Raw genomic sequence first — 12,817 nt, forward strand, 5'->3', positions numbered from 1 at the left:
GGCGTGGCGCTGAACCGCGCTGGCTTGCGCGATCCGTGAAGTCAGCCAGACTGTCTGCCAACCGCCCGCCTGGCCGGGCTGCTTTCATCGCCATTGCCCCATCGAGATCACCATGTCGCAGTACCCAGGCGTCGACGCCGAAGGTTTTATCCAGTCCCTGCCCGACCAGCCGTTGCAACCGGCGTTCAGCCCTCTGGTGGATGAGCTGTGCGCGATGCTCTCGCGGCGTTTTCCGGCGCTGCTCGATGGCCTGTACCTGTACGGCAGCGTGGCCCGTGGCGATGCGCGGCCGGATACTTCCGACCTGGATGCGACCCTGGTCCTGGCCTGGGCGCCGAGCCCCGAGGAACGCCAGCGGCTGGAGGAAACTCGGCAAGCGCTGGAGGCGCGGCACCCGGAGGTGTCGAAGATCGATTTCGATATCGGCGTGCTCAGCGAGGTGCTGGCGCCCGACAATCGCTACCGCTGGGGGTTCTGGCTCAAGCATCAGTGCCGCTGCATCTGGGGCAATGACCTGGGGCTGCGCTTCGAACCCTTCCGCCCGAGCCGGACCATCGCCCTGGCGCTCAATGGCGATTTCCCCCAGGTGCTGGAAGGCTACGCGCAACAGCTGGAGCAGAGCCGCGAACCTTTGCAGCAACAACGCCTGCAACGGGCCGCGGCGCGCAAGGCGCTGCGCTCGGCCAACCTGCTGCGCGGCGAGCAGGAACGCGGCTGGCCGACCACCCTGGAGGAGCATGCGCAGCTGCTGACCGCGGCCGAACCGGGAATGGCCGAGTACGCCGCGTTCTTCCTCAAACAGGCCTATGTGCCCCAGGGTTCGGTAAATGAGTTCGTGCAGCGGCTGCGGGCTTACAGTGCGTTGCTGGCGGGGGAAAGCGCTCAGGCTTGAACGGCCTATCTGTAGCGGCCGATAGGTGGCTCGCGACAGGGTCGACCTTCTGCGTCGAATGACATGACGTCATCGCGGGCAAGCCTATGCTGATGCTGCCTCCGGGCTAGGCCGCCGAATCCACCGCCCGCCGCCAGCCCAGCTGGCTGGCCAGCGCCACCAGCCCCGCCGCCAGGGCAAAGGTGAACCCCATGCCGCTGGCGACAGCCTCGGCGCTTGCCGTGGCGAGGTCGCCGGCCACCGCGGCGAACACCGCGCCCATCAGCGAGGCGCCGGTGATCAGCCCGAGGTTGCGCGACAGGTTGAGCAGGCCGGAGATCACCCCGCGCTGTTCGGCGCCCACCTCGCTCATCACCGCGGTGTTATTGGCAGTCTGAAACATTGCATAGCCCAGGGTGGTGACAACGATAGGCGCCAGATAACCGCCAATGCCCAGGCTCGCGGGCAGCAACGCCAGCATCAGGCAACCGAGGGCCATGGCGCCGAGACCGGCGAGGATCATCGGTCGCACGCCAAAACGATCGGCGATGCGTCCGGCCGGTACGCCACTCAATGCGGTGACACAGGGGCCGAGCGACATCGCCAGGCCCACCCCGAGCGCCTCCAGCCCGAGCCCGTGGGCCAGGTAAAAAGGCCCGACCACCAGCGTCGCCATCATCACCGTCGAGACCAGCGCGCTCATGGCCAGGCTGCCGCTCAAGGCCGCGTCGCGAAACAGCGCCAGGCGTATCAGCGGCGCGGCCACCCGCGCCTCCACCCAGACAAACAGGCCAGCCGCCACCAGCGCCATTACCAGCAGCCCAACGTTGAGCAGGCCGAAATGGCCGCGCCCCAGGGTCATGGCCAGCCCGTAGGCCAGCAATGTGAAGGCCAGCAGCAAGGTGCCCAGGGGGTCGAAAGCGCCTCGTTCAAGGGCCCGCGCCTGAATACCAACCGGCAGATACCGATAAGCCAGCGCCCAAGTCAGCCCGCCCAACGGTACGCAGACCAGGAACAGCGCCTGCCAGCCGAACCCGGCGATCAACACCCCACCCAGGGACGGGCCGAGGGCGGTGCCGATCGCCGACATCGTGCCCAGAAGGCCCATGGCGCTGCCGGTGCGGGCCTTGCTGACCGTCTCGCCGACCAGGGCCAGGGTCAGCGCCATCATGATCGCCGCGCCAAGGCCCTGCAGCGCCCGGGCGCCGATCAGCAACCCCAGCGTCGGGGCGGCGGCGCAAAGCATCGAGGCCAGGGTGAACAGCAGGATCCCGATCAGCAGCAGGCGCCGTCGTCCCAGCAAATCGCCGAGCCGACCGACACTGACGATCAGCGCGGTCATCGCCAGCAGGTAGGCCAGGACCACCCACTGCACCTGCTGGAAGCTCGCCCCGAACGCCTGCACCAGGGTCGGCAAGCCGACGTTGGCGATGCTGGTGCCCAGCGACGCCAGCAACATCGACAGCGACAGGCTGGCCAGCGCCCAGCTGACTGACACCGTTTCCGGCTCTGCTCCGGCATTGACTGGCTTCACGTTGCACTCCCTCTCTGACCTGCGCGAAACGGCGCTGTCGCCAATCTAGCCCACGGTCTAACATGGCGGAAGGCGCAGCCCTTGCAGGTTATTCGTGCGTCTGACGCCATATCACTTTCTACGCCAGACGGGGCCGCCGCCATGTCCACACCCGATCTCAATCTGCTGATCACCCTCGACGTGCTGCTCGCCGAAGGCAGCGTGGCGCGCGCCGCCCAGCGCTTGCGTCTGAGCCCGTCGGCGATGAGCCGGGCCCTGGCGCGCCTGCGCGAAACCACCGGCGACCCGCTGCTGGTGCGCGCCGGCCGCGGCCTGGTGCCGACCCCGCGCGCCCTGGAATTGCGCGAGCGGGTCGGCCACCTGGTTCAGGACGCCGAAGCCATGCTGCGCCCTGTCGAACGGCTCGACCTGCAGCGCCTGGTGCGCACTTTCACCCTGCGCAGCGGCGACGGTTTTGTCGAGAATTTCGGCCCGGCCCTGGTCGCTCGCCTGCGTGCCGAAGCCCCCGGGGTGCGCCTGCATTTCATGCAGAAAACCAGCAAGGACAGCACGCCCCTGCGCGACGGCACGGTCGACCTCGACACCGGCGTGGTGGGCGCCAACGCCAGCCCGGAAATCCATACCCGCGCACTGTTCCGCGATCGTTTTATCGGCGTGGTGCGCAACGGCCATCCACTGAGCAGCGGGCCGATCAGCGCCGCCCGTTACGCCGCCGGCGAGCATGTGCTGGTATCGCGCCAGGGCCCAGGTCGCGGGTTGGTGGACGACGCGTTGCAGGCGGCAGGCCTGGCGCGCGAGATCGCCACCGTCGTTGGCGGTTTCTCCGCCGCCCTGGCGCTGGTCCGCGCCTCGGACCTGATCGCCGCCGTCCCCGAACGCCATACCCACAACCTGCGCGGTGGCCTGCACAGCTTCGCCCTGCCGGTGGCCATGCCGGAAATCACCGTGTCCATGCTCTGGCACCCGCGAATGAACAGCGACCCGGCGCATCGCTGGATGCGCGACTGCGTGCGGGAGGTTTGCGGGGAGCGAAGCGATTCGGCAAATGCCACTACTGAGGCCGGTAAAGCACTGCCTCCGGGCTTTTGAAATTGGCGGTGAAGTACTTGTCGATCAGCACCATTCAGTTGGTCGCCCTGGGCCGAACACCGACATTGGCAAGCAGCAACACCGGCCTGCCTGCAAACCATCGTGACCCAAGACTTTCTCTGCAAGCGATAAGCCCCGCGCCTGCGGCCGCTCTCCTTGTCCTGGCAAGGGATGCGGCCAGGGCTCGCTGAACCGCGCCATCACGCCTCGGGCATGACCCCCGCCACCGATGCCGACGCAGACTGCTGGCGCAGCGCACGCAAGCTGCCGCGCAGTTCGGCCGGCCGCACCGGCTTGGACAGGATGGCGATATTGCGGTCGTGCAACGCGGCCTGGATCTTCTCGACCTCATGGCCGGTGAGGATCAGCGCCGGCACCGCCCAGCCGCGCTGCCGGCGCAGGCTGTCGATGCATTCGATGCCCGTGGCGTGGTTGCCCAGGTCATAGTCGGCGACGATGATGTCGCAGTCGCTGACCAGATCCTTACCGGAAAGCTCGGCCTGGACCACACAGCCCCAGCGCTCGAGCAAGGCCGAGGTGGCCAGCAGCACATTGCGATCATCCTCCACCAGGCACACCTTCAAACCAGTCAACAGCCCCGCCTGACGCGCCTCGTCGAGGCTGGCCGCCTGCAGCTGCGGTGGCACCAGGGGCAACCCGTACAGGCTCACCGCGGTGCCGTGGCCAAGCCGCGAACGGATCGCCACCTCGAGCCCCATCAACTGCCCCAGGCGCTTGACGATAGACAGGCCCAGGCCCACGCCTTCAACGTCCTTGTCCCGTTGCTCGCGCACCCGGTAGAACTCCTCGAACAGGTTCGGCAGATGCTCCTCGGCAATCCCCCGGCCCCGGTCATAGATGACGATGGCCAGCCCCGCACCGCGCTTGCGCACACCGATCAGCACCGGTCGCCGCGCTGCGTACTTGAAGCAGTTGGACAACACGTTCTGGACCATGGTGGCGAGCAGCGCCGGGTCTGCCCGGACCCAGTGCGAACAGGGGCGCAGGCGCAGCTCGACCCCGGCCCAGCGCGCGGCTTCGGCGTTCTGCCGCAGCTGGTCGGCGAGGAATTCGCCCAGGTGCAAGGCCTGGTAACTGGGTTGCACCCGTCCGTTGTCCAGGGTGTAGAGGTCGAGAATCGAGCGGAACAGCTGCGAGACGTTGAGCAGCGAACGGTCGATGTTGTCCACCAGACGCCGCTCCTCGTCGCCCAGGCGCGCCTCGCGCAGGCAGGCGGTGAACAGGCCGATGGAATGGATCGGCTGGCGCAGGTCGTGGCTGGCCTGGGCGAGAAAACGCGACTTTTCCAGGTTGGCGGCAATCGCCTCCTCCGACGCCTTGCGCGTGCGTTCCAGCAATATATGGGCGTAGGCCGGGATCACCGTGCTGGTGATCAACAGCATCAGCACCATGAAGGGTTGCGCCTGCCACAGCGGCGTCAGGCGATAGATGGCCAGCAGTGCCACCAACGCCAGGATCGTGGCAATCGCCAGGTAACGCGAACCAAAGCGCATGCCGTTGCCCAGGTTGACCCAGACCATCACCGCGTACAGCGGCAGCGCTGCTTCCCCGCCGACCACCAGGCCGAACGAAGTGCCGGTATAGTCATAGACCATGCCCAGGACCCGCCGCGCCGGATAATGCCCGGGCCAGCGCACGATGGCCTGACGCAGGACAATCGACAGCAGCAGGAACAGGACGATATAGATCACGATCGGCAGATAGGTATCGACCCGCTGCCCGGGCAGGAAACCCAGCACGCTGATATAGGCCAAGGCGCAGCTGCCCACGATGGTGCGCAGGTTGGCCTGGTCGAGTTCGGTGTTTTTCTCGAATTTCATGGGGAACATCCTTGTGCGGCAGTCGTCGTATCCAGCACGAATCACGGGCAGTTGCCTGGCCCGCTGCTAAAGTAGCTGCCTCAAGGAAAGCTCGACCCAAGGAGAGTCACCCCATGGCATGCCGGATTATCATAGCCGACGATCACCCGCTGTTTCGCGAGGGCATGTTGCGCACGGTCCAGCGCCTGCTGCCGGAGGCGCTGATCGAACAGGCCGGCGACCTGGACAGGGTACTCGCCTTGACCCAGGCCGGCGACGAGCTGGACACGCTGATCCTCGACCTGCGTTTTCCGGGCCTGACCTGCGTCAGCCAGCTGGCCGAACTGCGCCAGCAATTGCCGCGCACCACCCTGATCGTGGTGTCGATGGTCGATGACCAGGCGCTGATCGGCGAGGTCATGGCCGCTGGTGTCGACGGTTTTATCGGCAAGAACATCGCCCCGGACGAGATCGGCCAGGCCGTCCTGGCCATTCGCGAAGGCGAGGTGCTGGTCAAGTTCGCCCCTTCCGGCCTGCTGCCCCTGGGCACCGGCGTCACCCTGACCACGCGCCAGCTCGAGGTGCTGCGCCTGATCGCCCAGGGCAAGACCAACAAGGAAATCGCCCGCGAACTGGAGATCTCGCCCTTCACCGTGCGTATCCATGTGTCTTCGCTGCTGCGCATCCTCAACGTGCCGTCGCGGGCCGCGGCGGCGGTGAAATATTCCGGGGGGCTGTAGCCCGGCTCGTCGCCTGCCAGCGCGTGGCCACCCAGGCAGGCCGATACTGTGTGGGTTTCCCTGCTTCACCGAGGAACCGGAAAATGCCGCTGACCCTGTATTTCCATCCGCTGTCGTCGTTCTGCCACAAGGTGCTGATCGCCCTGTACGAACACGGTGTCGCCTTTGAAAAGCGCATCATCGATCTGGCCAACGACGCCGACCGGGCCGAGCTGCAAAGCCTGTGGCCACTGGGCAAGTTCCCGGTCATCCGCGATCACGCCCGGCAGCGCGATGTGCCGGAATCGAGTGTGATCATCGAGTATCTGGATCGGTTCTATGGCGGCCAGCAGCCGTTGATTCCCCATGATTGGGAGAGTGCGCTGGAGGTCCGGCTGTGGGACCGTTTTTTCGACAGCTACGTCCAGGGGCCGATGCAGCGGATAGTCGCCGATCGCCTGTATGGCGCCAACGGCGACCTGAGCCGGGAACGCGCAGCCCTGCTGAGCGCATACGCCATGCTCGAGCGGCGCCTGGCCTCGAGGACCTGGGTGGCCAGCCCGGACTTCAGCCTGGCCGACTGCGCCGCCGCCCCGGCCTTGTTCTATGCCAGCACGCTCGTGGCCTTTACCGACGACCACCGCCACCTGAGCGCCTATTTCGAGCGGCTGATACAGCGCCCCTCGTTCCAGCGAGTCATCGACGAAGCCCGCCCCTACTTTGTCCATTACCCGTTTGCCGAGGCCATCCCACAGCGCTTTCGCTAGCAGTCGGGCAAAGGCGAGATAACGAGATGATCCGGGCACAGGAAAAGCGGCCACTTGAGCATCCACACGGATACCGGGGCATTACGGGAGCGTTTGATAAAACAGAAGGATGGGTGTTTCGGGAGGACTCGCCTCATGCCTGGCGGCTGAGGGGTACCTGGATGGGTAGGAAAATGGCAGGGGCGGCTGGATTCGAACCAACGCATGGCAGGATCAAAACCTGCTGCCTTACCGCTTGGCGACGCCCCTATGGCTGATGTTGCTTGCCTTCACTGCAAGCCCCGGGGGGGACTCTGCAAGAACGCGCGGAAATTTATCAACTTTTTCGTCGTTTGTGAAGCCACAAATGCATAAATTTGTTTTTAAAACAGCTACTTACTTTTTGGGCCAGGACTGAGGTAAAAACCGCCGATGCTTGGGGACCCCTACACGACGGGCGCCAGACCCCGATCAGCAGCCAACAACGACGGCGAAGCGTTTAGCGATTCCCCCGCCGGCAACTTGGTGCAAAATACCCCGCTCAGGTTGTAGCCCAGCCCCAGTCGCGTCGTGCCGCGCAACGAGAACCGATATGAAAACCCATTGTGAGATAAGCGATGTGCCCAAGCCGCCCAAACCCCAGCGCCAGTGTGATGGCAACCTTCACCACATCACCCATCAGCAGCCGGCGATAACAGCATGATCGAAGTCACCGAGGTTTCCATTGCCCAACTGCGCGCCGCGCTCGAATCTGGCCAGACCACGGCGGTCGAACTGGTCCAGGCCTATCTGGCCAGGATCGATGCCTACGACGGCCCCGACACCCCCACCGCCCTCAACGCGGTGGTGGTGCGCAACCCCGACGCGCTCAAGGAAGCCCAGGCCTCCGATGCCCGCCGGGCCAGGGGCGAAACCCTGGGTCCGCTCGATGGCATTCCCTACACGGCCAAGGACAGCTACCTGGTCAAGGGCCTCACCGCGGCCTCCGGCAGCCCTGCCTTCGCCAACCTGATCGCCTATCGCGATGCCTTCACCATCGAACGGCTGCGCGCCGCCGGGGCGATATGCCTGGGCAAGACCAATATGCCGCCGATGGCCAACGGCGGCATGCAACGCGGGGTCTATGGCCGTGCGGAAAGCCCGTACAACGCCGACTACCTCACCGCGCCCTTCGCCTCGGGCTCGTCGAACGGCGCAGGTACCGCCACCGCCGCCAGCTTCGCCGCCTTCGGCCTGGCGGAAGAAACCTGGTCGAGCGGCCGCGGCCCGGCCTCGAACAATGGCTTGTGTGCCTACACCCCTTCGCGCGGGGTGATCTCGGTGCGCGGCAACTGGCCGCTGACCCCGACCATGGACGTGGTGGTGCCCTATGCCCGGACCATGGCCGACCTGCTCGAAGTGCTCGACGTGGTGGTCGCCGAAGACCCGGACACCCGTGGCGATCTGTGGCGCCTGCAACCCTGGGTGCCGATCCCCAGCGTGGCCTCGGTACGCCCGGCGTCCTATCAGGAACTGGCCGTCGGCAGCAGCGCCCTGGCCGGCAAGCGCTTCGGTGTGCCGCGCATGTACATCAACGCCGACCCCGAGGCGGGCACCAGCGAAGCACCGGGGATCGGTGGCCCGACCGGGCAACGCATCAACACCCGCCCTTCGGTGATCGGCCTCTGGCAGCAGGCGCGCCAGGCGCTCGAAGCCGCCGGCGCCGATGTGCTCGAAGTGGATTTCCCCCTGGTGTCCAATTGCGAGGGCGATCGCCCCGGCGCGCCGACGGTGTTCAACCGCGGCCTGGTGTCCAAGGAGTTCCTGCATCACGAGTTGTGGGACCTGACCGCCTGGGCCTTCGATGATTTCCTGCGGGCCAACGGCGACCCGAAGCTCAATCGCCTGGTGGACGTCGACGGCCCGCTGATTTTCCCTCACGACCCCGGCACCCTGCCCAACCGCGAAGGCGACCTGGCCGCCGGCATGGACGAGTACGTGAAGATGGCCGAACGCGGCATCACCCCCTGGGACCAGATCCCCACCGTGCCCGACGGCCTGCGCGGCCTGGAGCAAACCCGCAAGATCGACCTCGAGGACTGGATGGACACGCTGGGGCTCGATGCGGTGATCTTCCCGACGGTGGCCGACGTCGGCCCGGCCAATGCCGATGTCGACCCTGCCTCCGCAGATATCGCCTGGAGCAACGGCGTCTGGGTGGCCAACGGCAACCTCGCCATCCGCCACCTGGGCGTGCCCACGGTCACCGTGCCGATGGGCGTCATGCCGGACATCGGCATGCCCATCGGCCTGACCTTCGCCGGCCGCGCCTACGACGACTCGAACCTGCTGCGCCTGGCGGCGGCCTACGAGTCCACCGGCAGCAAACGCCTGATCCCGCCGCGCACACCGGCGTTGGTGGCAGGCAAGTAAACGGCAGGTAACCCTGAGCGGCGGGATTGGAGCATTACCAGCACCCATCCCGCCCGCCAACGGCAAGCCTGGGCAATCCGGCCTGCGCAAACTCATCGCCCGCAGGCATCGCCCGCAGTCGATCTCGCCAGGGCTCGAACCCGGGCTGGCGGCATCCCCCTCAAGACGCAGAACAGTGCATCCCGGCAATGCGCAACTGGGCTCATAACCAGTATTCCCAAAGTCGCGCCATCTGCTCCTTGGCTCTCATACCCAGCGAACGGCGCTGCCACTGTTCCAGCTTGATTTCGTTCGACTTGGCCAGGTCAGCCATGAATGCCGCCTGCATCTTTTTTGCAAACCCGGTGCCCAGCACCACGACGTTGACTTCATCGTTATGCAGGAAGCTGCGCCAGTCGAGGTTGGTGGAACCGACACTCGACCACACACCATCGATTACCGCAGTCTTGACGTGGAGTAGCGCGTCGCGGCGTTCGTAAAGCTTGACGTTGGCCTTCAGCAGCTCGCTGTAGTAAGCGCGTCCAGCATGGAGCACCAGCCACGAATCGGTGCTGCTGGGTAGCACCAGCTTGACGTCGACTCCACGTGCCGCCGCTTCCTTGAGGACCGCTAGCAACTGCGGGTCGGGCACAAAGTAGGCGTTGGTCAGCCATATCTCGGTCTGTGCGCTACGCAGCGCCGAAATCAGCGTGGCGTAGATCAGGCTGAACGGTTCATCTGGCGAACTGCCGATGGCGCGCACCACCTCGCTGCCCTTGCGCTCAGGGGGTGGAAAGTACCGCCTGGCCGCGAGTGGTTCGCCTTTCTGGGCGGTCCAGGTTCCGATGAACAGCTTCTGCAGTTCCGCCACCACGGGCCCCTCGATACGCAGGTCGGTGTCGCGCCAGGGCAAATCGCCACTGGGCCGAGTCTTCGAGTGAGAGCTGAACGAGCCCCCCGAATAGACGCTGCTGATGTTGATCCCGCCGAGAAAGGCAATGCGGCCGTCCACTATCAGCAGCTTCCGATGGTCGCGCTGGTTCACGTCCCACCCCGCTTTGGCCGTCATCGGATTGACGGGGTTGTACTCCAGCACCTTGACGCCCGCTTCGGTCAATCGAGAGAAAAACCCTGACGATGTTCCGAGGGTTCCGACGCTGTCACGGATCAGGTTGACCTGTACGCCTTGCTGTTGCCGGGCAATCAATGCGGCGGCGAAGCGCTGACCGACCTCGTCATCGTCAAAGATATAGGTCTCCATGTTGATGTGGTCGCGTGCAGCCTCCACGGCCTTGATCATCGACTGGTAGGTGCTGGGGCCGTCCTGCAGCAAGTCGACCTTGTTGCCTTCCGTCAGCGGGCTGCCGACGATGGACTCTTCGATTGCGAGGTGCACATCGAAGATGTCGGTCTCTGCGCCGGAGGACTTGAGCCGGTCGAGAATGGCTTTGCTGCGCTCGGCAGACAGCGGTCCATGTGCCCCGTCGAGCTGCACTGGCGCAGAGGGCGCGCGGGCCATGTCGGGCACTATCCTGGGCAATGTGCTGCAGGAGATCATGAATGCCAGGAGCACAATCACGCATAGCGCCAGGGGAATACATGCCCCCTTGCATGGGTTTAGAAGGTTCATTGGCCCCCCTCATGGCGAGGACGGTGATAGCGCTCAACAATTCTGGAGATTTCGTCGCGCATCCTGCCCCAAAAGCGGCTGGGGCACAGGCGCTCGAGCCAGGCGTCTTGCTTGCCAAGCAAGGCGCCTTGGTGGAGCCCCCACTGGAGCGTGTTCACCGCACAGACGCGACACGCTTGAAAAGATCAAAACCCTTGTAAGGCAGTTTCAGCGCTTGATCAGGGAAATCTTTGTTCCTTCGATGCTGACCCCGGCCATCAACCCTTGCTGGTCGAAGATGAACGCGTAGGCATCGTCCTTCAGCGTCGAGCTCGACAGATTTTTCGCTATCCCTTCGTCGACCACGACAATGGTTGGCCCCACGCCGACTTCCCAGCCCTTGGTCTCGCGCACATAGTTCAGCGCTTTTTCGGTCATCAGGAACACCGCATAACCGTAAGACTGGGCGCCTGCCTGCAGCCCCCATGACCCGGTGACGGAGTTGTAATAACCCTCCACTTTCTGGCCTTTCATCAGCACGCCTTCGCCATAGCTGCCACCAAACACAAGGCCTGCCTTGACGATTTTCGGAAAGACGAGCACCGCTTTGGCATCGCGCGAAAGGGTTTCGGCAAACGGAGTGGCCTTATAGAGGATTTGCAAGGCTTGCTGGGAATCGGCATTCAAGTCCTCGGCGGTTGCCGCACCAGCATTGTTCAACAGGCTTGCCGATGTCAGGGATACTGCCGCCAGGACGATCGATAGGAAGAACCGCATTGATTGAGTCATTTTCGTACTCCTACGCGAGAGGAGCGGATGTGATCAACGGTCAGCGCCTGCACCAGGCAGGACCCGAACCTGCTTGAAGTTCTCCGGCTCCCCCTGAAGTGTGCTGCATGGACTGTCGGCAGAATCACCACCAGCCCTACAGCCAGCAGGATGGGAGTGAATCCGTTTATCAAGGGTCGCCGGCCGGAATGAAGCAGCCTGGAGGCCCTTGATCGGTTGACCATTGCGTATCGGCAGGGTTCGCCGCCAGCGGCTGCTTTTTTATTGGTTGCGGCCTGGCATGAATGGCCGGGATCGACTGAGCCTTGCGCCAGCACGGCGATGCCCGGATCGAGCGTCGCCAGGCGGCGGATCAAGCCCACACTGTTGAGCCGGAAGCGACCGCCCACCTCGACTTCAAGCGTTTCGCCGGCACGCGACAGCATCCAGTTGTCGATCCCGGCAAAGAGAACGCCAGGGCTTCAGATAAAAATCGTGCCCTTCAGATACAGCGCGCCCTGGCCGCTGATCAGCACCCGTCCGTTATCCAGCACCTCGCACCACAGCTGGCCCTTGCGCGCCCCGCCCTGCTCCGCGCTCAGCCGGGTTTTGCCCAGGCGTTGGGCCCAGTACGGGGCCAGGGAGGTGTGGGCCGAGCCGGTGACCGGGTCTTCGTTGACCCCGACGCTCGGGCCGAACCAGCGGGAGACGAAATCGAACTGCTTGCCCGGCGCGGTGACGGCGATGCCGCGCACATCGAACTTGGCCAGGGCGGCGAAATCGGGCTTGAGGCCGGCGATGATCGCTTCGTCCTCGACCACCAGCAAATAGTCGTCGGTGCGGTACAGGGCTTCGGCGCGCGGCAGGCCGAGGGCGTGCAGCAGGCTCGGTGCAATCTCCACGGCCGCCGGTTGCCTGGTCGGGAAGTCCATGGACAGCCGCTCGCCGTCGCGGCGTACACGCAACTCGCCGCTGCGGGTGCTGAAGCGCAGCAGTTCGCTGGGCTCGTTCAGTTGTTCGAACAGCACCCAGGCCGCCGCCAGGGTGGCGTGGCCACAGAGGTCGACTTCCACGGTCGGGGTGAACCAGCGCAATTCGAACAGCTCGCCATTGCGCACGAAGTAGGCGGTTTCCGAGAGGTTGTTCTCTTCGGCGATCCGTTGCAGCGTGGCGTCGGGCAGCCACGCGTCCAGCGGGCAGACCGCCGCCGGGTTGCCGCCGAAAGGCGTGGAGGAAAAGGCATCCACCTGAAAGATATCGAGCTGCATCG

General features: G+C 65.0%; 10 protein-coding genes, 1 tRNA gene and 1 pseudogene. 5 read left to right on the forward strand and 7 right to left on the reverse strand.

Annotated features, from left to right (window positions below):
* Window positions 1-112: 112 nt before the first annotated feature.
* Window positions 113-892, forward strand: coding sequence for a nucleotidyltransferase domain-containing protein (locus H0I86_RS20620; protein WP_180921916.1), 780 nt, complete (start codon window positions 113-115; stop codon window positions 890-892).
* Window positions 893-998: 106 nt separating this feature from the next.
* Here H0I86_RS20620 and H0I86_RS20625 read toward each other — a convergent pair whose 3' ends face one another.
* Entirely contained in the window at window positions 999-2,405 is a 1,407-nt protein-coding gene (locus tag H0I86_RS20625; protein WP_180921917.1) for an MFS transporter, read from the reverse strand.
* Window positions 2,406-2,546: 141 nt separating this feature from the next.
* Here H0I86_RS20625 and H0I86_RS20630 point away from each other — a divergent pair, with 141 nt between their 5' ends.
* Window positions 2,547-3,494 (forward strand): LysR family transcriptional regulator, encoded by a 948-nt coding sequence (locus tag H0I86_RS20630; protein WP_180921919.1) that lies wholly within the window; start codon window positions 2,547-2,549, stop codon window positions 3,492-3,494.
* Window positions 3,495-3,694: 200 nt separating this feature from the next.
* On the opposite strand, the gene H0I86_RS20635 is transcribed toward H0I86_RS20630, so the two are convergent.
* The gene (locus H0I86_RS20635; RefSeq protein WP_180921921.1) at window positions 3,695-5,335 is read right to left on the reverse strand and encodes an ATP-binding response regulator; all 1,641 of its coding nucleotides are present in this window, start codon (window positions 5,333-5,335) and stop codon (window positions 3,695-3,697) included.
* A 113-nt stretch (window positions 5,336-5,448) separates the two neighbouring features.
* Here H0I86_RS20635 and H0I86_RS20640 point away from each other — a divergent pair, with 113 nt between their 5' ends.
* Together H0I86_RS20640 and H0I86_RS20645 are read left to right on the forward strand one after the other, a co-directional pair.
* On the forward strand, window positions 5,449-6,054 hold the full coding sequence (locus tag H0I86_RS20640) for a LuxR C-terminal-related transcriptional regulator (RefSeq protein WP_180921923.1): 606 nt from the start codon (window positions 5,449-5,451) through the stop codon (window positions 6,052-6,054).
* An 83-nt stretch (window positions 6,055-6,137) separates the two neighbouring features.
* Entirely contained in the window at window positions 6,138-6,800 is a 663-nt protein-coding gene (locus H0I86_RS20645) for a glutathione S-transferase family protein (protein ID WP_180921924.1), read from the forward strand.
* A gap of 174 nt (window positions 6,801-6,974) precedes the next feature.
* Here H0I86_RS20645 and H0I86_RS20650 read toward each other — a convergent pair.
* Window positions 6,975-7,049 (reverse strand) — tRNA-Gln (locus H0I86_RS20650).
* A 429-nt stretch (window positions 7,050-7,478) separates the two neighbouring features.
* On the opposite strand from H0I86_RS20650, the gene H0I86_RS20655 reads away from it, so the two are divergent.
* Window positions 7,479-9,191: an amidase gene (locus tag H0I86_RS20655; RefSeq protein ID WP_180921926.1), complete on the forward strand. Its 1,713-nt coding sequence runs from the start codon at window positions 7,479-7,481 to the stop codon at window positions 9,189-9,191.
* Window positions 9,192-9,393: 202 nt separating this feature from the next.
* Here H0I86_RS20655 and cls read toward each other — a convergent pair whose 3' ends face one another.
* The 4 genes and pseudogenes from cls to H0I86_RS20675 all read right to left on the reverse strand — a co-directional run bounded on the left by cls (window position 9,394) and on the right by H0I86_RS20675 (window position 12,815).
* The gene (gene cls, locus H0I86_RS20660; protein ID WP_258019351.1) at window positions 9,394-10,689 is read right to left on the reverse strand and encodes a cardiolipin synthase; all 1,296 of its coding nucleotides are present in this window, start codon (window positions 10,687-10,689) and stop codon (window positions 9,394-9,396) included.
* A 318-nt stretch (window positions 10,690-11,007) separates the two neighbouring features.
* Entirely contained in the window at window positions 11,008-11,568 is a 561-nt protein-coding gene (locus H0I86_RS20665; RefSeq protein ID WP_180921930.1) for a lipid-binding SYLF domain-containing protein, read from the reverse strand.
* Between the two features lie 302 nt (window positions 11,569-11,870).
* Window positions 11,871-11,996: pseudogene (locus H0I86_RS20670) on the reverse strand (LysR family transcriptional regulator); the annotation flags it as partial.
* A 33-nt stretch (window positions 11,997-12,029) separates the two neighbouring features.
* Window positions 12,030-12,815: a PhzF family phenazine biosynthesis protein gene (locus H0I86_RS20675; RefSeq protein WP_180921931.1), complete on the reverse strand. Its 786-nt coding sequence runs from the start codon at window positions 12,813-12,815 to the stop codon at window positions 12,030-12,032.
* Window positions 12,816-12,817 lie beyond the last annotated feature (2 nt).

The sequence above is a fragment of the Pseudomonas chlororaphis subsp. aurantiaca genome (assembly GCF_013466605.1).
In the GTDB taxonomy this organism is placed as follows: Bacteria; Pseudomonadota; Gammaproteobacteria; order Pseudomonadales; family Pseudomonadaceae; genus Aquipseudomonas; species Aquipseudomonas chlororaphis_I.

Bases quoted from the DNA above. Each gene is read 5' to 3' on its own strand.
- H0I86_RS20630 (WP_180921919.1), top strand. From the start codon at position 2,547: ATGTCCACACCCGATCTCAATCTGCTGATCACCCTCGACGTGCTGCTC.
- H0I86_RS20665 (WP_180921930.1), bottom strand. From the start codon at position 11,568: ATGACTCAATCAATGCGGTTCTTCCTATCGATCGTCCTGGCGGCAGTA.
- H0I86_RS20635 (WP_180921921.1), bottom strand. From the start codon at position 5,335: ATGAAATTCGAGAAAAACACCGAACTCGACCAGGCCAACCTGCGCACC.
- H0I86_RS20640 (WP_180921923.1), top strand. From the start codon at position 5,449: ATGGCATGCCGGATTATCATAGCCGACGATCACCCGCTGTTTCGCGAG.
- H0I86_RS20620 (WP_180921916.1), top strand. From the start codon at position 113: ATGTCGCAGTACCCAGGCGTCGACGCCGAAGGTTTTATCCAGTCCCTG.
- H0I86_RS20675 (WP_180921931.1), bottom strand. From the start codon at position 12,815: ATGCAGCTCGATATCTTTCAGGTGGATGCCTTTTCCTCCACGCCTTTC.
- cls (WP_258019351.1), bottom strand. From the start codon at position 10,689: ATGGCCCGCGCGCCCTCTGCGCCAGTGCAGCTCGACGGGGCACATGGA.
- H0I86_RS20645 (WP_180921924.1), top strand. From the start codon at position 6,138: ATGCCGCTGACCCTGTATTTCCATCCGCTGTCGTCGTTCTGCCACAAG.
- H0I86_RS20655 (WP_180921926.1), top strand. From the start codon at position 7,479: ATGATCGAAGTCACCGAGGTTTCCATTGCCCAACTGCGCGCCGCGCTC.